The following is an 18,396-nucleotide window of genomic DNA, read 5'->3' as shown; positions in this document are numbered from 1 at the left end:
GGCACATCCTCCCAAATGTGCCCGCCCGTCTGTTCAGTATTTTTAAAAGCTGCCTTTCCCCGGGAACCAGTTTGTTCCCGCCAGCGGCACCTGTGCCATTGCAGCAGCCTCCATCGTCAGCGCCACCAGATCTTCCGGCTCCAGATTGTGGAGGTGGTTCTTGCCGCAGGCGCGCGCGATGGTCTGCGCTTCCAGCGTCATCACCTTCAGATAGTTGGCAAGGCGGCGACCGGCCGCGATTGGATCGAGACGCGCGGCAAGTTCCGGGTCCTGTGTGGTGATGCCGGCGGGGTCTTTGCCCTCGTGCCAGTCATCATAAGCGCCGGCGGTGGTGCCAAGCTTCCGGTACTCATCTTCCCAATGTGGATCGTTATCACCCAGCGCCACCAGCGCCGCCGTTCCGATGGCGACTGCATCTGCACCGAGCGCCAGCGCCTTGGCGACATCAGCACCTGAGCGAATACCGCCGGAGACGATCAACTGCACCTTGCGGTGCATGCCCAGATCCTGAAGCGCCTGCACGGCAGGGCGAATGCAGGCAAGTGTGGGCATGCCGACATTTTCGATAAAGACATCCTGCGTGGCCGCCGTTCCGCCCTGCATGCCATCAAGCACCACCACATCGGCACCGGCCTTCACCGCCAGCGCCGTGTCATAATAAGGGCGCGCACCGCCGACCTTGATGTAGATCGGCTTTTCCCAATCGGTGATTTCGCGCAGTTCGAGTATCTTGATTTCCAGATCGTCCGGCCCGGTCCAATCAGGATGACGGCAGGCGGAACGCTGGTCGATGCCCTTCGGCAGGTTGCGCATATTGGCGACACGATCGGAAATCTTCTGGCCAAGCAGCATGCCGCCGCCGCCCGGTTTCGCGCCCTGGCCGACAACGACCTCGACGGCGTCCGCACGGCGCAAATCCCTAGGGTTCATGCCGTAACGCGATGGCAGATACTGGTAAACCAGCGTCTGGCTGTGGCCCCGCTCCTCATCCGTCATGCCGCCATCACCCGTCGTGGTGGAGGTGCCGGCAATCGTCGCACCGCGGCCAAGCGCCTCCTTGGCGTTGCCGGAAAGCGCACCGAAGCTCATGCCGGCGATTGTGATCGGGGTTTTCAGCGTGATCGGCTTCTTGGCGAAGCGCGTTCCCAGCGTGACGGTCGTGTCGCATTTCTCGCGGTAACCTTCGAGCGGATAACGCGAGATGGAAGCACCGAGAAACAGCAGGTCGTCGAAATGCGGAACCTTGCGCTTGGTGCCCGCGCCGCGAATATCGTAAATGCCGGTCGCCGCCGCACGGCGGATTTCCGCCAGCGTATGATCATCAAAGGTTGCGGATTTACGCGGTGGGGTGAAGGGGTTGTGATAGCTCATCGGAAAATCCCTCGCCTCAATACGCGTCGGCGTTGTCGATGTTGAAATTGTAGAGCGTGCGGGCCGAACCGTAGCGTTTGAACTCACTCGGGCTGACATCGGTGACGCCAGCCTTTTCGAGAAGTTCGGCTAGTTTCTCCAGATGTTCGGGCCGCATTTCCTTTTCGATGCAATCGGCACCCAGGCTTTTCACCGAGCCACGCACAAAGAGCTTCGCCTCATAAAGGGAATCGCCGAGCGCATCGCCCGCGTCACCACAGACGACGAGATGGCCGGACTGGCCCATGAAAGCGGACATGTGGCCGATATTGCCCTTCACGACGATATCGATGCCCTTCATGGAAATACCGCAGCGGGAGGCGGCATTGCCCTTGATGACGAGAAGCCCACCACGACCGGTGGCGCCGGCATATTGCGAGGCGTCGCCTTCAATGACGACAGTGCCGGACATCATGTTTTCTGCGACACCCGGTCCGGCCGAGCCGTGAACCGTGACAGTGCCACCATCATTCATGCCGGCGCAATAATAACCGACCGAACCGCGCACATCGACGATCACGGGGCTGTCGATGCCGACAGCGACGGCATGGTGACCGCGCGGATTGACGACTTCGAATTGGGTGTCGTTTACGCCGGAGGAAAGGCCGTGCAGCGCACTGTTGAGTTCACGCAGCGGCGCGTGGGAGAGATCAAAAACTGGCATGGATTATGACTTTCGCAATATGCGCCAATGACGGTTTCAGGCAGCCTTTTCATGGTCCCAGAAATAGACGGTCGCCGGTTCCGGCTCCCAGACGCGGGCATTTTCAATACCGGGCAGATTGACCAGCGCGCGGTATTCGGAGCCGAAAGCAACATATTGGTCGGTCTCGGCCATCACTGCCGGCTTGCAGGCGATGGGATCGCGCACCACGCCGAAACCGGATTTGGTGCCCACGACGAAGGTGAAGAAACCGTCGAGATCATCAAGCGCGCCGGTCAGCGCCTCGCCCAGGTCCTTACCCTTGGCCATTTCCGCCGTGAGGTAGGCGGCGGCTACTTCCGAGTCGTTCTGTGTCTCGAAAGTCATGCCCTCGCGCACCAACTCGCGACGCAGATTGTTATGGTTGGAGAGCGAACCGTTATGCACCAGGCACTGGTCCGCACCGGTGGAAAAGGGGTGCGCACCGAGCGTGGTTACGGCAGATTCCGTCGCCATGCGGGTGTGACCAATGCCGTGGCTGCCGGCCATGGAGCGCACGTCGAAACGGGCGACGACATCCTTCGGCAGACCGGTTTCCTTGTAGATTTCGACGCTATCGCCGGAACCCATGACCCGGATATCCGGACGGATGACGGTGAGAACCGCGCGAATGCCGTCGAGCTTATCGGAGGGAATATCCAGCACCGCATGGGTGCTTTTCACCGTGACCGAGGCCTCGACGCCATTTTCTTCCAGCGCTTCGGTCAGGCCGGAGAAATCGGTGGCAGGATCGGCCGACTGGACGGTCACCTTCGCCCTGCCATCGGCAACGCTTCCATAGATGGCGATGCCGGCAGAGTCCGGCCCGCGATCCGTCATGGTGACGAGCATGTCCGAAAGCAGCTCACCCAGCTGTGGTTCGAGGCTTTTGTCTTTCAGGAATAGTCCAACAATGCCGCACATCGACAGGCACCTCCATTCGTTTCTGAATGAAGGGCTAACATGCGAAATTTCACAAATCAACTATCAGGAATATTTTTTTCTTCTAAGGCAACTTATCAATCATTGGCCAGCCGCCTTTGTGGATAGGAAATGATCGACAGATAGCGGGCGGGGAGTTTCACCAGCTCCTCCGGCCCATGCGGCGCATCGGCATCGAAAAACAGGCTGTCGCCGGCCTGCATGGTGAAAAGCTGCTCGCCATGGCGATAAACCACCTCTCCCTCCAGCATGTAGAGAAACTCCATGCCCTCATGCTGGAAGGTCGGAAACACGTCCGAGTCTTTCGTCAGAGTGATGAGATAGGGCTCGACCGTCACGCCGCTGGTATTGTTGTCGATATGGCCCAGCAGGCTGTATTGATGGCCGGCGCGGGTGCCTCTGCGTTCGATGTTCACCCCTTGCCCCGCCTTGACGAAGGTGGCGCTGCGCGGCTCCTCGAAGCCGCGAAAGAACGCGGTGATCGGCACGCCCAATGCCCTCGAGAGAGTCTGCAACGTGGTGAGCGACGGGGAGATATTGCCGTTTTCGATCTTTGAGAGCATGCCCACGGATACGCCGGTAGCGGATGCGAGATCGGTGACCGTGATACCGAGCTTCTTGCGATAGGCACGCACCTCATGGCCGATCGCCATTTCGAGATTATTGACCCTCGGCTCGCGAACCGCATGCGGGTCCTGCGATAGAAGCGCAGGCTCGGTCTTCGTGCTGTCCTTTGCCATGGGGTCCTCCGGCATGAAGTGTTTTCCCTTCTTTATAGGAAAACTATTTTAATTCGGAGGAAATCTTTGCCGCACCACATTGGCAAAATCCCCTGGGCGGCAATAGTCGCCTTGCCGCTGGAAAGATCAAAGACGGCGCGGGTAGAAAACGAACACTCCTCCGATGCCAGCCCCCAGGCATCCCCACTTACGACCAGGGTGTCTCCATTTGAGGGGTGGTGGTGTGCAGCATGTTCCCTATGACGGCAAGCAGGCGGTTAAGTGGCCGATCATCACGATAGAACGGGACCACAGCACGAACACGCCGATAGAGCGCATCGGTGCCCGGCGCCATGCCACATTTTTCCGGTTGGATGTCATAAGCCTGCGCAGCGCTCATGATCTCGATTGCGAGGATCGTTTCCAGATTGGCGACGATTGAAAGCGCCTTGTCGGCAGCCGGCGTGGCGTGGGTGAGAATGTCTTCCTGCAATGCGGAGGTTATGCCGCCATCGAGGCTTGCCGGTGCTGCCAGCCGCCGGTTTTCTGCCGCCAGGGCCGCTGCCGTATATTGAATGATCATGAAACCGGAGCAAACGCCGCTGCCTTCCGCCAGAAACGCCGGTAAGCCGCTGACCAGCGGGTTGACGAGACGATCGATCCGGCGTTCTGAAATGCTTGCCAGCTCCGCCGCGGCAACGGCGAGGCCATCCATGGCAAGCCCAAGTGCCGCACCAACGGCATGGGCCTGCGAATGCACTTCCGGCGCATCCGGCGACCCGGCGACGACCGGATTGTCCGTAACACTCGCCAATTCACGGTTCACCACGTCACCGATCTGCATGACACTATCGCGGACGGCGCCATGGATTTGCGGTACTGCACGAAGGCTGAGCGGATCCTGCGTGCGCGAACCCGCCGACCGAGCCAGCAGAGGGCTGCCCGCAAGCAAATGGCGAAGATTGTTTCCGACAAGCTGAAGCCCTGCGGAGACACGCAGAGCAAGCGGTGACGCTGCGAAGGGATCGGATTGCGCTCCGAGGTTTTCGTAGGTCATCGCGGCCGCCGCATCCGCCCAGTCCAGCAGGCTTTCCATGCGCGCCAATGCCAGACATGCAAGCCCGGTGGCACAAGGCGTTCCGTTGACGAGGCTTAAGCCCTCCTTGGCCAGAGGCACAAGCGGCAGAAGACCGACTGCCGCCAGCGCTTGTCGGCCGTCAAGTCTTTCGCCTTTATGGATCGCATCGCCTTCGCCGATCAGGACCAGCCCGATGGACGCCGCGTGCGTGAGGTATCCGACCGAGCCGCGCGAGGGGATGACAGGCAGCACATCCGCGTTCAACAGGGCAAGCAACGCTTCGACGGTTTCCACCCTTATGCCGGAGAAACCATGGGCAAAATTGACGATTTGCGCGGCCATGACGGCACGGGTTTTCTCCCGTTCCAGCGGTTCTCCGACGCCGCAGGAATGGCTGAGCAGGATGTTGCGCGACAGAGCCTGCTGCCGGTCCTCATCTACGATAACATCGCAGAGGGCGCCAACGCCGGTATTGATGCCATACCCGCGCACGCCCTTAGCAACGAGCGCCTCGACAATATCTCGCGCGGCGGAGATGCGTGCCCAGGCGGCATCCGCCAGGGAGAGCCGGGCACCTTTCGCCACGGCGGCGATATCCCGCCAGGAAGCACCGCGATCGATGACGACGGTCTCAATCATGATGGGCATGTCCGGCAGCATTTCCAGCACCGGCACGGCGCTGCACGAACCGGGCGACATAGTCGCTGGCGGGGCGATTGAGAATATCGTCCGGTGTTCCGACCTGCACCAGCTTTCCGTCCTTCAGGATCGCGATCTGTGCACCGATGCGCAGCGCCTCATCGAGATCGTGGGTGATGAAGACGATTGTTTTCGAAAGGTTCTTTTCCAGTTGCAGAAGCTGGTCCTGCATATCCGCGCGGATCAGCGGGTCGAGGGCGGAAAACGCTTCGTCCATCAGGATAACGTCGGTATCGGCGGCAAGCGCACGGGCAAGGCCGACACGCTGCTTCATGCCGCCGGAAAGCTGATGCGGCATCTTGTTCTCGTAACCGGCAAGCCCCACCGTCTCGATCCATTTCATGCCGATAGGGTCCGCTTCCGCCGTGGAAAGACCACGCACACGCTGGCCGTAGATGACGTTCTGAAGGACGGTGCGATGCGGCATCAGCCCGAAATTCTGGAACACCATGCTGACGCGGCGATTGCGGAAGCTTCGCAGGTCCTTTGGGTTCAGATCGAGCACATTGCTGCCGCCGACGAGAATTTCACCGCTTGTCGGCTCGATCAGGCGGTTGATGTGGCGAACGAGGGTCGATTTTCCGGAACCGGACAGCCCCATGATGACAAAGACGCGGCTGCCGGCGATATCGAGGCTGACATTGTCGAGGCCAACGCTGCAACCGGTCTTGGCCAATATCGCGGCCTTGTCGACACCGTCGCGGGTCATGGCGAGTGCGGTCTTCCAGTTGCTGCCGAAAATCTTGGAAACGTTACGGATTGCAATATCAGTCATCGCCGCGTTCCTTCCGGCTGGATTGGCCAAAGCCCTGCGTAATACGATCAAGCACGATTGCGAGAATGACGATGCCAAGCCCCGCTTCGAGACCCTTTCCGACATCGAGCGTCTGAATTCCGTTCAAAACCTGTTCCCCCAGTCCGCGGGCGCCGATCATGGACGCGACCACCACCATGGAAAGCGCCATCATGATCGTCTGGTTCAGACCCGCCATTATCGTCGGCGTGGCAAGCGGAAGCTCGACCCCGAACAGGATTTGCGACGGGCTGCCGCCAAAAGCGGTCGCCGCCTCCACCACTTCGCTGTCGACCTGCCGGATGCCGAGATCGGTCAGGCGTATCAATGGCGGCACGGCGTAGATGATGGTCGCGAGGACCGCCGGCACCTTGCCTAGACCAAACAGCATGATTGCCGGAATGAGATAAACGAAGCTCGGCATCGTCTGCATGACGTCGAGAACGGGTAACGTTATGCGCCGCATGATCTGGCTCTTGGCGAGCCAGATACCGACCGGCACGCCGATGACGACGGAAATCAGGCTGGCGATGAGCATCAGCGCCAATGTCTGCATCGTCAGGTCCCAGAGGCCGAGAGCGCCGACGATCAGCAACATGACCCCAACCATGAGAACGAGCGAGATTTTGCGGGCGGCAAACCATGCAAGCGCCAGAAACGCGATGAAAACCACCCACCACGGCAGACCGCGCAATATCCATTCCATGAACAGGATGACCTGCAGAATGGTCTGCGAAATCGCCTTGAACACGAAACCGTAATTGACCACCAGTGTCTGGACGAATTCGTTGATCGGGCCGCGAACGGAAATATGAAAAGTTTCAGGAAACATCGGGTAACGCCCTCGTACGTTGCCGTTTTCCGTCCTCGACGGGTTCCGGCCCTGACGGGAAAAGAAAAGGCCGCGCGCCCAAACCGGTGCGCGGCCCCGCGATTGCTACTTGACCGCCGCTTCGATACGAGTCTTGGCCTCCGGTGACACCCATGCGCCCCAGATATCGGCCTTGGTCTTGAGGAACCGCGTCGCTGCGGCAACCGCATCGGTCTTCTCGTCAACCATATAGGCGAGGCTGGAATTGACCTCGTCGAGCGGGAAAGTGGCTTTGCCGAGGACTTCCATAATATCAGGGGCGGCCTTGGCGAAATCACTGTTAACGCCGTAGGCGACCTCGACGGCCGGGAATGCGCATCCGGCCTCGCGTTTACCGTCGGCGCTCGTCAGTTCCTTCCAGCAAGCCTCGGTGTAAGCAGGCTCGGCAAGCTGCACCAGCTTGTATTTGCCCATGATCGCCGTCGGGTTCCAATAGTAGAACAGGATCGGGTCACCCTGGAGATAAGCGGAGCTGATCGCCGCATCCAGCGCCGTGCCCGTGCCGGGACGGAAGTTCACATAGGGCTTGTCGAGCTTGTAGGCCTCAAGCTTGGCGGTATTGACGCCCTCACAGGTCCAGCCCGACGGGCAATTGAGGAAACGTCCCTTGGACGGCTCTTCCGGATCCTGGAACAGCGCAACGATCTTGGGATCGGAAAGCTGCTCGACACTTTTCAAGTCGGGGGCCTTTGCCGCGATGCCCTTGGCGGCATCACCCTTAATCACGTATTCGGGAACGAACCAGCCCTCGGAGGCACCCACGAAGGTCTTGCCGACCGAAGTCACTTTCCCTGCGGCAGCGGCCTTGTTCCAGACATCGGACCGGCCGATCCACTCTTCAGCGAAAATCTGCACGTCGTTGTTGGCGGTCGCCTGTTCCAGCGTCACGGAATTGCCGGGAATGGAATCGACCTTGCAATCATATCCCTTGGACAGGATGGTCTTCATGACTTCAGTAATGAAGGAGCCGCTTTCCCAGTCGATGCCGGCAAAAGTGACGGTCTTTCCCTCTCCGCAGTAGCTGGCGGCATGGGCAGAACCCATCGGCAGCGCCGCAAGCAGGGCGGTGGTGGCAAGCGCGAATTTCAATTTTGTATTCAACATTTTATTCCCCTTTTGATTGATGATTGGCATTTCTATCGGCACAAACTTATGCGGTACCGCTACGGGTTCTCCCGGACATGTAGGCATGGAGCGATGCTGGATTAGCCGGACAAATCATGGTTTGCCCGTTCGCAATATGAGAAGCGGTGTTTCACCGGAATGTATGTGGGTTCGGGCGCTGATTCCCTGTCGACGGCGAGGAAATGCGCCATAGCGACCCAGGTTACTTACCTTAAGTTCACTATACAACTTCGCAGAAGTCACGTCGATTTCGGAGACCCGCGGCCTTATGGCCAAGTGATCTTCCAGCACTTTCCACGAGCAAAAATCGTCATCGCCCGTTCTGGATGCCTTCGCAAATCCGGCCGCCGCGGGACGAAACGAGCAAGCGCGCATAGGCGTCAATGGAAGCGTGGGCGATACGTAAAAATGCTCATTCATAGCCCGTCCCCCTTAATATCGGAGACAATGGACCTGATTTCTCCCTCAGAGCCGATTGGCATGCGAACATCCTCACCTCAGTCATCCGCGAGAAAATGTGCTCGCAAAAGATTGACCCTTCCACCCTTCATTGGGCGCCTCGCAAGTTGTATATGTAACTTTGCATGGTTTTAGAAGACAAGCAAGTGGAAAGATGATATTTTACATACGCCGCCAACTCTGATTATATTTTAGGCAGCCGACTGTTTTTTAGGGAGTTCCAATGCCGTCCGTGATCGAAAGTCGCCTTTCCGTATCCAGCGAACACCCTTCTCTGCCGCTCTATGAGCGCGTGAAAACGCAAATCAAGGAAAAGATCGCCAGCGGCGAATGGCCCTTGCACCACAGGGTTCCCTCGGAAAACGAGATGGTGGAAACGCTGGGCGTCAGCCGGATGACGGCAAACCGCGCCCTGCGGGAACTTGCCACCGAAGGCGTCATCGTGCGCGTTCAGGGGCGAGGCTCGTTCGTTGCCTTGAAAAAGCGAAGCGCCGGCATGATGGGCGTGCGCAATATCGCGGACGAGATCAAGGAACGCGGCTCTTCACACCTGCCTAATCTGATACTGGCGCAAACCGAGGTATGCGGTCCCGAACTTGCCGCCGCGCTGGAGATCGAAGTGGGATCGAAGATCTTCCACTCGATCATTGTCCATCACGAGGACGACGTGCCGATCCAGCTGGAAGACCGCTTCGTCAATGCGGAAGTCGCCCCGGAATATCTCCGGCAGGATTTCAGTTCCCTGACCCCGAATGCGTATCTGACGGCGGTGGCGCCGATCTCCCGCACCGAACAGTTCATCGAGGCCGCAGCGCCTCAACCCTGGGAATGCAAACTGCTAGCGATTGGCCGGCACGAACCCTGCCTTCAGGTGCGGCGTCGAACCTGGTCCTCCAGCCATGCGGTAACGTCCGTGCGGCTATTATATCCAGGCACCCGCTATCGGCTCGAAAGCCAGGAATAGGAAATCTCCCCGGACGCGCCTGTCACGAATGGCTTTTGCCGACATCCCCACTCACCGGTTGGGCTTCGGTTCGCGCAGCGTTCGTCGTCACGATAGCGGTAAAATCGTTCTGGGCCGCGTAGATTAGCCGTTCCAGATCCGGGTAGCCTGTCGGTTCCAGCTCTCTGGCTTTCAGGACCAGTCGACGATGAACGATAAGACGGTCGTCCTGTTTCTCGTATCCCGCCGTGTAAAAGCCGACCTCATCGCGAATGTCGACGTCTTTCGGAAGGATAGCAATGCTCATATCCGGAGGAAGCGCCACGCTGTGTCGTATCGGAAACGACGAAACCACCCTGGCTGGCGGTGGTAAGGGGAAGCGCAGCGGGATGCATCGCCATTGGCTACGGCAGGCTGGTGGCAAACAATCGAAAGCCGCTGACGTCACTGTGCGGTCAATAACACTCTTCAACGGTCCAGTTCACCGGCACTTCGGCAATACTCGCACTTGGAGGAAGCGAAAGAATCGTCCGTATCAGAATGGCGATGTCTTCCGGCCTCGTCAGTTCCTCTTCCGATGCGCTGGCAAGTCCCTGGGCCATATCGGTGGCGACATAACTTGGGCAAATGGCCGTGGACCGAATACCGCTTTCCTTGCCGCACTGGCGTAGCGCCTGCGAAAGTGCCGTAAGCGCAAACTTCGACATCCCGTAAAGACCGGCGCCTGCGGAGCGCACGCGTTTGCCTGATAGTGACGACATCACGACTATCCGGCCCGGTTTTTTCTGAAGATGAGGCCAGGCAAGTTGGCTCAGCCGCATCGGGGATTTGACGTTGACGGCGAACATCATGTCAAAGTCTTCGTCGGTGGCCTCGAGCACCGTACGCTTCATCATGATGCCGGCATTCAGCACGAGGCCGTCTATGCCGCCAAAATGCGAGATAGTCTCCGCGACCCACTCCTTCTCCGACCCCGGATCGAGCGCATCGTATCGACAGTTGAGAACCGACGCGCCGGAAAACTTCGAAACGGAAGTGTCTCGCATGCCAAGGCTGACGGCCCAGCCCGCATCCAGCATTGCCTGGGCGGCGGCGGCACCGATTCCACGCGAGGCCCCGCTGATCATGACGACCGGTTTCATGCAATCTGACATATTCCCAACCTTTGAGGCGTTATGCGGCTTTGGCGAAATTTGGCCGTAGCCGGGAGATGTGGAACGGTTTCGGATCGACGAGCGGCGTCGTTCCCATCACGATATCAGCCATCAACTGTCCCGCGCCCGGGCCGATGCCGAAGCCGTGGCCAGAGAAACCGGACGCAATATGAAAGCCGGGCACTGAAGCCACTTCGCTGATGACAGGCACGGCATCCGGCGTGACATCCATCATTCCGGCCCATTCATTGACGATCTTGGCCTTTGCAAAAGCCGGATACGCCTGCGCCAGCTTGGCGAGCGCCTTGCGATTAAAGGACTGCGCCGGAACCGGGTCGAGCGTTCTCACAGTCTCGAAAGGTGTCCGCTGATCGAGGCTCCACGACCTCGGCACAGACATTTCCTTGATAAAATCTTTCCCAACCCGAAGCTTGAGTTCGCGCCACGTCTGCACGAAGGACGGCATATATTCGGCAAACAGCCGGAAACTGTCGGGCACGATGTTGGCGATGTTGGCATTGCGCAATGCGATGGTGTAGTCGCCATCCAGACGCTTGCGGTAGGAAAAGTCGGAGGCAGCGACCGGCATGTCCGAAATGCCTTCCACGCCGGTCACGCGGGCAACGGTGCCCATGACCTTGAGCTGCGGGAAATCCAGTCCCATGTTTCCGGCAAACAGCCGCGACCAGACACCGCCCGCCAGAACGACCGAGGAGCAGGCAATTCGCCCCCGTTCCGTCACGACGGCGGATATTTTGCCCGCACTTCGCTCAACACCTCTTGCCGCACATTGCGTGAGAATGCGTGCCCCGGCGCGGCGCGCGGCATCGGCCATGGCAACTGCCGCAATCGTTGGCTCGGCTCGTCCGTCAGATGGCGTGTGGAGACCGCCGATAAGACCGCCGGAGGAACCCGGAAGAAGTGCATTAACCTGCTGCCCGGTGAGCATTTGCAGAATCCAGGCCGTAGGCTTTGCCTTTTTCGTACCAGCCGCCCCAGATATCCATGTCCTGCCTGTTGTAGCAAAGATAGGTGATGCCGGTTCTGCGCCAGCCCGTTTCAGCCCCAATCCGCTCGTTCATCTGGGACCATAACCGCAGGCTTGCCATGGTAAGAGGAAGTTCGGCGGCATCGCGGCCCATCTGGCGCGTCCAGCCCCAGTTCCGAGCCGATTGTTCGCCGGCGATGACACCTTTTTCCACGACCACCACCGATACGCCGCGCTCGGCAAGCGTCAACGCCGTGTTGATGCCGATGATCCCCCCGCCAATGACGACGACATCCGCTTTGGAAGGAAAATCCTCGTCACCCTGAAATGGAGAGAGGGGTATGGAAAGAGACATCGCCCGGGCCTTTCGAAAGCATGGAGACGACATCGGGCGTCCTTTATCGGACTGAAAACTGACCCGATGCCCCGAGGTGAATTTTAGAGATCGATCTTGATGTACCTGGCTTCGGTCTTGCCGACGCCGCGATAGGCCGTGACTTCGATTTCGACGCGGTATTCGCCAGCCAGCGGTGTGGCCGTTATGGTCGATGCCGGATCGATGCCCCGGAATTTTTCGCCGAGCACGGCAAGCACCGCATCCTTGTCTTCCGCGCGTGGTATCGCGACCCGCGAGCGAACGACATCCGCAAGCGTTGCCCCGACGGATGCAAGAGCGCCTTCGATATTCTTGAAGCACTGCATGGTCTGCTCGCGAATATCAGATGAAATGACACGCGTCTTGTAATCGATGCCGGCCGTGTTGGAGACGAAGATCATATCTCCAACGGTGGTTACGCGTGAATAGCTCGCCTTTTCTTCGTAAAGGCTGCCGGACTTGATCTTGATAACCTCAAGGTCGCTCATGTTATCTCCGTGATCTGTGCATGTAAGAAAAAGAAAATTTGGCCACAGGCGCGTCACAAGCGTCTGCGATCTCCACGTTTCAGCCCCTCGGACGATCGAGGAAGTCCCGCAAACGATACCAGCCGGTAAATGCCGGCAGGAACCATGGCTTTCCGGAATAGAACGGAACAGCAGTGAACTTTTCACGGTCGAACGCGGACGGCGCGTTCTGCTCGCCGAGAATTTTTCGGGCGGTCTGGTAACCCAGATAGGTCATTAGTGCGACGCCGTTGCCGTTGCAGCCCACTGCAAAATCGGCTCCATCCCGCTCGCCAATATGAGCAAGCTTGTCGACGGTCATGGCAACGCTTCCAACCCAGGAATGCGTGATCTTGACACCTGCGAGTTGCGGCCAGATCGCGAGCATGCGGGCATAGATCCGCTTGGCGGCCTGCTTCTCCGTCATTTCGAAAATACCCGGCCGCGAACCGAACAGCAGACGGGTTCCGTCTGGAGACACGCGGCTGTAGATCAGGTCGCGCCGCGTATCGGAAACCATCCGGGACTGCGGAATGAGTTCTGCCAATATCTCAGCCGGCAGAGCTTCCGTCGCGATCTGGTAGCTTTTCACCGGAACGAGCCGCCGTGCCAGTTCCGGCGTGGCATCGGCTTCGGTGTATCCATTCGTGGCGACGATTACATTGGTCGCACGAATAGTACCGCGCGCAGTCGGTACGATCTTTTCACGGTTAGGACCGTCCTTGACGATGCCGGCTCGGGCATGCGAGCGCAACTGGACGCCTGCAGCCTTGGCGCGCTCGCGCAATGCCTTGTGATACAGGCCAGGGTGGAGACCGCCGTAGTCATCAATGACCATGCCGCCGTTATAATAATCCGATCCGATCACCTCGCGTTGATGATCGCGATCGAAAAAATGTACTTTTACGCCTGTCTTTTCCGCCAGCAGCGCGCCATGGCGTTTCAGCGTTTCGAAGTCCGCGGCAGCGTGGGCACCAAAGAAACGCCCCTTGAGTTCAAGACCCGCGTCCAGGTTCTCCGTCGCGACCAGCATTTTCAGGTATTCAAAGCTTTCGTTGCTTTCACCAATCAGCCGCGAAATGAGAGCCGGATCGATGCCCTTGATGGCGCCACCGACCACGAGTTTCTGTCCGCTCGACACCATGCCGCCGGAACGCGTCGAACAACCCGAGCCGATCCGGTCGCTATCCAGAACCACAACGGAACGGCCCGCGCGCGCCAGATGCGTTGCCGCGTTCATTCCCGCATAACCGGACCCGATAACGACCACATCCACCTTCTCAGGCAACGGATCGAGATTGGTTTCCGGTTCGGCAGCCTCCCACCAATAGGGCGCTTCCTTGAAATCCTTGGAATAAATCTCATCATAATTGGGCATGGTTCATCGAGCGACGGCGCTCGCCTTTCATCAATCGCAATCGGCACGGGATCGGCATTCCAGCCGGTCTACGCACCAGTAAGTCGATGCGGGCCTGACAATTTTCGGCCCGTATCCATGTTCAGAGAACCTGACCCAGAAACTCGCGCGTGCGCTCATCTCGCGGATTGTCGAAAAATTCGGCTGGCGGAGCGCTTTCAACAATCAACCCGCGATCGGTGAAGCAGACCCGGTGCGAGACTTCCCGTGCGAATTTCATTTCGTGGGTAACGAGCACGCAGGTCAGACCATCTTCCACAAGCTCCCGGATAGTGAAGAGAACTTCCTTCACCGTTTCCGGGTCGAGTGCGGCGGTAACCTCGTCGAACAGGATGATGTCCGGCTGCATCGCAAGCGCTCTTGCAATTGCGACGCGCTGCTGCTGACCACCGGAGAGTTGGCCGGGGTAGCTGTCGGCCTTTTCCGAAAGCCGTACCTTTTTCAACAGCTTGCGAGCGCGGTCCTCGACCTCGGACTTGTCGTGCCCGAGAACCTGTACCGGCGCCATCATGATATTTTCCAGCGCGGTCCGGTGCGGGAAAAGATTATATTGCTGGAACACCATCGCGACCTGATGGCGCAATGGCCGCATGGCCTTTTCGTCTTTCATCTCGTGCACACGGTGCTGACCGACACGGACGGAGCCGCTGTCGATCGGTATGAGGCCGTTGATGCAGCGCAGGATGGTCGATTTGCCCGAGCCGGAAGGGCCAATAATGCAGACGGCTTCACCCTTGGCTACCGTCAGCGAAATGCCCTTGAGCACTTCGAACGTCCCGAAGGATTTGCGGATGTCTTCGATCTCTATCAAAGCGTGGGAACGGTTCACAGATTGTCTCCTTTGACAGCACGCTCCAGACGCCGCGCGAAAACCGCGATGGGGTAGCAGTAAGCGAAGAATAAGAAGAGGATGGTTACGTAGAAATAGACGATGGCGCGCTCGCTCTCCATTGCGAGCGATGTGTTCAGGATGGTGAGTACGTCCTGAATACCCGTCACGGTGGCGAGAGCAGTGGCAATCATCAGCAGGGCATAAAGGTTCATCCAGCCCGGGATCATGCGGCGGAAAGCCTGGGGCAGAATGACATGGCGATAGATCTGCATCGTCGTATAACCGAGCGAACGCGACGCTTCCCATTGCCCGCTATGGATCGACTGCACCGCACCTCGGATGACTTCCGAAAAGTTCGCGCCGGTCGGCAGAGCCAGACCTATGACGGCCTTCACGAACGGCGGGAAAGGCACGCTCAACCCGAAGACATGGATTTCGAACGGAATGATGTAGAGCATCGCGAACAACAGCACGAGCCACGGCGAGTTGCGCAGGAAGTTCATCAGCGCAAGTGATGGAATTCTCACAAGTGCCGATCTCGAAAGCGTCGCCAGCCCCAGCGCAGTACCGAGTGCGGTGGCAACCGCCATCGATGCAATGGACAGCGCGATGTTAAGCGCAAAGCCGCCTGTTACCGGCCAACCCGAACCCGATCCCGTCAGGATGAGCGGCAAACGGATCGCCACGCGCTGCCACTGTTCCGATCCGCCCGCATGGGCATCAATGAGGATCCAGACAATCACGCCCAGCGCAATGAACAGCAGGACAGCACGCTTCTTGTTTTCGTAAGTAAGTACCGAATTCATGATCAACGTCCCATCCCATAGCCGGGGAAGGCCATCCAGGCTTCAAGCCTTGCCATCGCAAAGGTGATGACCGACACCAGGCACACATAGATGAGGAGGATAAGCAGCATCACCTCGAGTGTGCGGAGGTTGTCGTTATAGATCTGTCCCGCGTAGTACATCAGCTCCGGTACGGTGATCACCGATGCCTGCGAGGTCGTTTTGAACAGATTGGTCAGGATATTGGTCAGCGCCGGCAAACATATGCGCGTTGCGATTGGCGCCTCTATCCGCCAGAACCGGGCCCAGCGACTATAACCGAGGGAACGCGCGGCTTCGATGATGGCCCGTGGCATGGTTTCGATACCGGAGCGGAAAGCTTCGATCGCAAGAGCACCGCCAAACAGGCTTAGCGAGATCGCCGCGCAGGCAAAGGCGCTGAGCAACGGCATGGACAAGCCCGTTGCCGGATCCGTGACCTTCAAGCCGAGCGTCGACAGAGTAAAATACGCAAACAGCATTTGTAGCAGCGGCGGGGTATTACGGAAGAACTCGACGAAAAGTTCGACAAGCGCCTCAAGCCAGAAAATCCGGAGCGTCAAAGCAAGCGCACCGAGCATGCCGATGATAATTGCGGCACCCGAAGAGAGTGCCGCAAGTTCGATTGTGTTGGTGACGCCTACCAGCAGCCACTGCTGGTAGGCCGGGTCACCGAGCCAGGAGAAGTCAAGACCGAACAATGATTATCTCGATACGGTTTACTTGGCGGAAGCGGCTGTTTTGGCCCGCTGCGCGATATAATCGGAAGCCGGCATGCCGTACTTCGTTTCCCACTCGATCAGCTTGCCTTCGCCTTCTGCCTTATGGATCGCCTTGTCTACGGCCTCGCGGAATGCAGTTTCGTCCTTGCGCAAACCACCGGCCATGGGCGCGAACTCATAGGGTGGGATAGCGATTTTGTAGCTTGCCCAATCCGCCTCGCGCAGTTTCATCCGCAGCGTCATGTCGTCGAAGACCATTCCGACGCAGCGATTGTCCTTCAGGGCACGATAGGCTTCCGGCTGGCTTTTGAAGTTGACCAGCTGGATGCCGAACTCTTCGGTCATCTTCTTGTTGAAGTAAGAACCCTGGATGCCACAAACCGGACGTCCCTTCAGCTCTTCCCATTTGCTCAAGGTCGCTCCGCCGGCCATCAACACGGACGGGCCTCCCGCAGAGACGTATTGGGTCGTGAAATCGATGACCTTTTCGCGCTCTGGCGTAATGCCGAGCGTCGCAAAAATAACGTCGATACGACCTGCCGTCAGGAATTCAATACGGTTGGCTGCAACAACCGGGACGAGCTCGATCTTGTCCTCGGATCCCAGCAACTCCTTCGCCACATATTTCGCCAACTCGATCTCGAAGCCGACAGTTTCGCCCTTGTCGTTGAGGTAACCGTATGGCGCGTAGTCGTTCTTTACACCGACGATGAGCTTGTCACGGGCTTTTACGTCCGCGAGCGTGTCTGCCATGGCCGTGCTGGCCGAAAGCGCGCTCGCCATGACGAGCACGTGCATCAGAGTCTTCTTGATCATGCTGGTTCCCAGTTTTTTATCGGCAGGCTTTCCGCCCGCTGCAATGAGTGGTTTCAGAATAATTAAATCCACACCGGCCGATTGCCTTTTATATAGACACTTCGTGGGGAGACTTAATATTCATCATTGAATACTCAGATTTCTCATTATACAAGCTATTACCAGTCTGTTTTTTACAATATGAGAAATTATGACCAAAACCAAACAAACCTCGTCCACGGGCGCACAATTGCTGGACCGCGCCGTAATCCTTCTGGACCTTGTTGCGGATGGTGGCGTCGACGGCATAACCCTCAAGGAGCTGACGGAACGCTCAGGCCTTAATACCGCGACCTGTCATCGCATTCTCAATACGCTCGTGGGTCACAAGCTCCTTGCCCGCGATGACAAGAAGCGCTGTTACAGGCTGGGTGGACGCATGGCGATTTATGGTGCGCGTGCCGCCAGAGGTCCCGGTATCATCAACCGCTGCGAGGCAGCCTTGACCCGCATTCGCCGTCGTACCGGCGATACGATCCACCTTATGGTGAGGCAAAATCACGATTCCGTCTGCCTCGACAGGCGCGACGGAGAATGCGTGGTTCCAACCTTGACGGGATCGATCGGCGGGGCAGTTGCGCTGGGCGTCGGACCCGGATCCATCGCAATGCTCGCCTTCTTGGATGAGGACGAGCAGGACTTCATCATTCGCGCCAACGCCGCACGTTATGCTTCCTATCGGGATCTGACCGAAGAAAAGGTCCGCAAACTTATCGCCGATACCCGGGAGCGCGGCTACGCTGTGGATGTAGGCGAGCTGATACCAGGCATCGCCGGCGTTGCCGTGCCGATCTTCACAGACGGCAACAAAGCAAGTGCCTCACTGGGTTTCACGCTGCTTTGCGCAAAGCTGGTGCCAGGTTCTCTTGAGCAATATGCACTTATGCTCAAGGAGGAAATCTCCATGATCGCCAGTCAATGAGATGAATGGGCGTGACAGCTGCGTACATGGAGTCGGCTCGCCGCTAGAACCAGTCTCAATCCACCGCTGAGCCGCGTTC

Annotated in this window: 18 protein-coding genes and 1 pseudogene; 2 read left to right on the top strand and 17 right to left on the bottom strand. The window is 58.3% G+C overall.

Annotated elements, in window-relative coordinates:
- Positions 1-42 precede the first annotated feature (42 nt).
- From RBH10_RS05255 to RBH10_RS05220, 8 genes are all read right to left on the bottom strand, one after another.
- Positions 43-1,371 (bottom strand): FMN-binding glutamate synthase family protein, encoded by a 1,329-nt coding sequence (locus tag RBH10_RS05255; RefSeq protein ID WP_281038788.1) that lies wholly within the window; start codon positions 1,369-1,371, stop codon positions 43-45.
- Between the two features lie 16 nt (positions 1,372-1,387).
- Positions 1,388-2,074 (bottom strand): GXGXG domain-containing protein, encoded by a 687-nt coding sequence (locus RBH10_RS05250; RefSeq protein ID WP_281038787.1) that lies wholly within the window; start codon positions 2,072-2,074, stop codon positions 1,388-1,390.
- 36 nt (positions 2,075-2,110) lie between these two features.
- Complete coding sequence (locus tag RBH10_RS05245; RefSeq protein ID WP_281038786.1) at positions 2,111-3,016, bottom strand: glutamine amidotransferase family protein; 906 nt, start codon at positions 3,014-3,016, stop codon at positions 2,111-2,113.
- Positions 3,017-3,111: 95 nt separating this feature from the next.
- A complete protein-coding gene (locus RBH10_RS05240; protein WP_045020031.1) occupies positions 3,112-3,789 on the bottom strand; it encodes an XRE family transcriptional regulator in 678 nt (225 codons plus the stop codon).
- A 172-nt stretch (positions 3,790-3,961) separates the two neighbouring features.
- Complete coding sequence (hutH, locus tag RBH10_RS05235; protein ID WP_281038882.1) at positions 3,962-5,470, bottom strand: histidine ammonia-lyase; 1,509 nt, start codon at positions 5,468-5,470, stop codon at positions 3,962-3,964.
- Entirely contained in the window at positions 5,463-6,305 is an 843-nt protein-coding gene (locus RBH10_RS05230; protein ID WP_281038785.1) for a glycine betaine/L-proline ABC transporter ATP-binding protein, read from the bottom strand. Before RBH10_RS05230 ends, hutH begins: the two co-directional genes overlap by 8 nt.
- On the bottom strand, positions 6,298-7,155 hold the full coding sequence (locus RBH10_RS05225; RefSeq protein WP_045020029.1) for a proline/glycine betaine ABC transporter permease: 858 nt from the start codon (positions 7,153-7,155) through the stop codon (positions 6,298-6,300). The genes RBH10_RS05230 and RBH10_RS05225 overlap by 8 nt, the downstream gene beginning before the upstream one ends.
- A gap of 105 nt (positions 7,156-7,260) precedes the next feature.
- A complete protein-coding gene (locus RBH10_RS05220; protein ID WP_372339769.1) occupies positions 7,261-8,298 on the bottom strand; it encodes an ABC transporter substrate-binding protein in 1,038 nt (345 codons plus the stop codon).
- Between the two features lie 703 nt (positions 8,299-9,001).
- On the opposite strand from RBH10_RS05220, the gene hutC reads away from it, so the two are divergent.
- Positions 9,002-9,742: a histidine utilization repressor gene (gene hutC / locus RBH10_RS05215; protein WP_281038784.1), complete on the top strand. Its 741-nt coding sequence runs from the start codon at positions 9,002-9,004 to the stop codon at positions 9,740-9,742.
- A gap of 22 nt (positions 9,743-9,764) precedes the next feature.
- Here the strand turns inward: hutC and RBH10_RS05210 are convergent, their stop codons facing one another.
- The 9 genes and pseudogenes from RBH10_RS05210 to RBH10_RS05170 all read right to left on the bottom strand — a co-directional run bounded on the left by RBH10_RS05210 (position 9,765) and on the right by RBH10_RS05170 (position 17,356).
- The gene (locus tag RBH10_RS05210; protein ID WP_281038783.1) at positions 9,765-10,046 is read right to left on the bottom strand and encodes a DUF3858 domain-containing protein; all 282 of its coding nucleotides are present in this window, start codon (positions 10,044-10,046) and stop codon (positions 9,765-9,767) included.
- Between the two features lie 130 nt (positions 10,047-10,176).
- Positions 10,177-10,875, bottom strand: a complete 699-nt coding sequence (locus RBH10_RS05205) for an SDR family NAD(P)-dependent oxidoreductase (RefSeq protein ID WP_306180454.1) — start codon at positions 10,873-10,875, stop codon at positions 10,177-10,179.
- Positions 10,876-10,894: 19 nt separating this feature from the next.
- Positions 10,895-12,218 (bottom strand): annotated as a pseudogene (locus tag RBH10_RS05200) (NAD(P)/FAD-dependent oxidoreductase).
- Positions 12,219-12,301: 83 nt separating this feature from the next.
- A complete protein-coding gene (locus RBH10_RS05195; RefSeq protein WP_281038780.1) occupies positions 12,302-12,727 on the bottom strand; it encodes a RidA family protein in 426 nt (141 codons plus the stop codon).
- 79 nt (positions 12,728-12,806) lie between these two features.
- On the bottom strand, positions 12,807-14,123 hold the full coding sequence (locus RBH10_RS05190) for an FAD-binding oxidoreductase (RefSeq protein ID WP_281038779.1): 1,317 nt from the start codon (positions 14,121-14,123) through the stop codon (positions 12,807-12,809).
- A gap of 121 nt (positions 14,124-14,244) precedes the next feature.
- Positions 14,245-14,991: an amino acid ABC transporter ATP-binding protein gene (locus RBH10_RS05185; RefSeq protein ID WP_045020018.1), complete on the bottom strand. Its 747-nt coding sequence runs from the start codon at positions 14,989-14,991 to the stop codon at positions 14,245-14,247.
- Positions 14,988-15,800, bottom strand: a complete 813-nt coding sequence (locus tag RBH10_RS05180; RefSeq protein ID WP_281038778.1) for an amino acid ABC transporter permease — start codon at positions 15,798-15,800, stop codon at positions 14,988-14,990. The genes RBH10_RS05185 and RBH10_RS05180 overlap by 4 nt, the downstream gene beginning before the upstream one ends.
- Positions 15,801-15,802: 2 nt before the next feature.
- The gene (locus RBH10_RS05175) at positions 15,803-16,519 is read right to left on the bottom strand and encodes an amino acid ABC transporter permease (RefSeq protein ID WP_281038777.1); all 717 of its coding nucleotides are present in this window, start codon (positions 16,517-16,519) and stop codon (positions 15,803-15,805) included.
- An 18-nt stretch (positions 16,520-16,537) separates the two neighbouring features.
- Complete coding sequence (locus RBH10_RS05170; RefSeq protein WP_281038776.1) at positions 16,538-17,356, bottom strand: transporter substrate-binding domain-containing protein; 819 nt, start codon at positions 17,354-17,356, stop codon at positions 16,538-16,540.
- A 190-nt stretch (positions 17,357-17,546) separates the two neighbouring features.
- Here RBH10_RS05170 and RBH10_RS05165 point away from each other — a divergent pair, with 190 nt between their 5' ends.
- The gene (locus RBH10_RS05165; RefSeq protein ID WP_281038775.1) at positions 17,547-18,317 is read left to right on the top strand and encodes an IclR family transcriptional regulator; all 771 of its coding nucleotides are present in this window, start codon (positions 17,547-17,549) and stop codon (positions 18,315-18,317) included.
- The last annotated feature ends 79 nt before the right edge of the window (positions 18,318-18,396 follow it).

This window comes from Rhizobium sp. AN73 (assembly GCF_030757975.1).
Lineage (GTDB): Bacteria > Pseudomonadota > Alphaproteobacteria > Rhizobiales > Rhizobiaceae > Agrobacterium > Agrobacterium arsenijevicii.
This window is presented reverse-complemented; position numbering and strand designations above follow the sequence as displayed.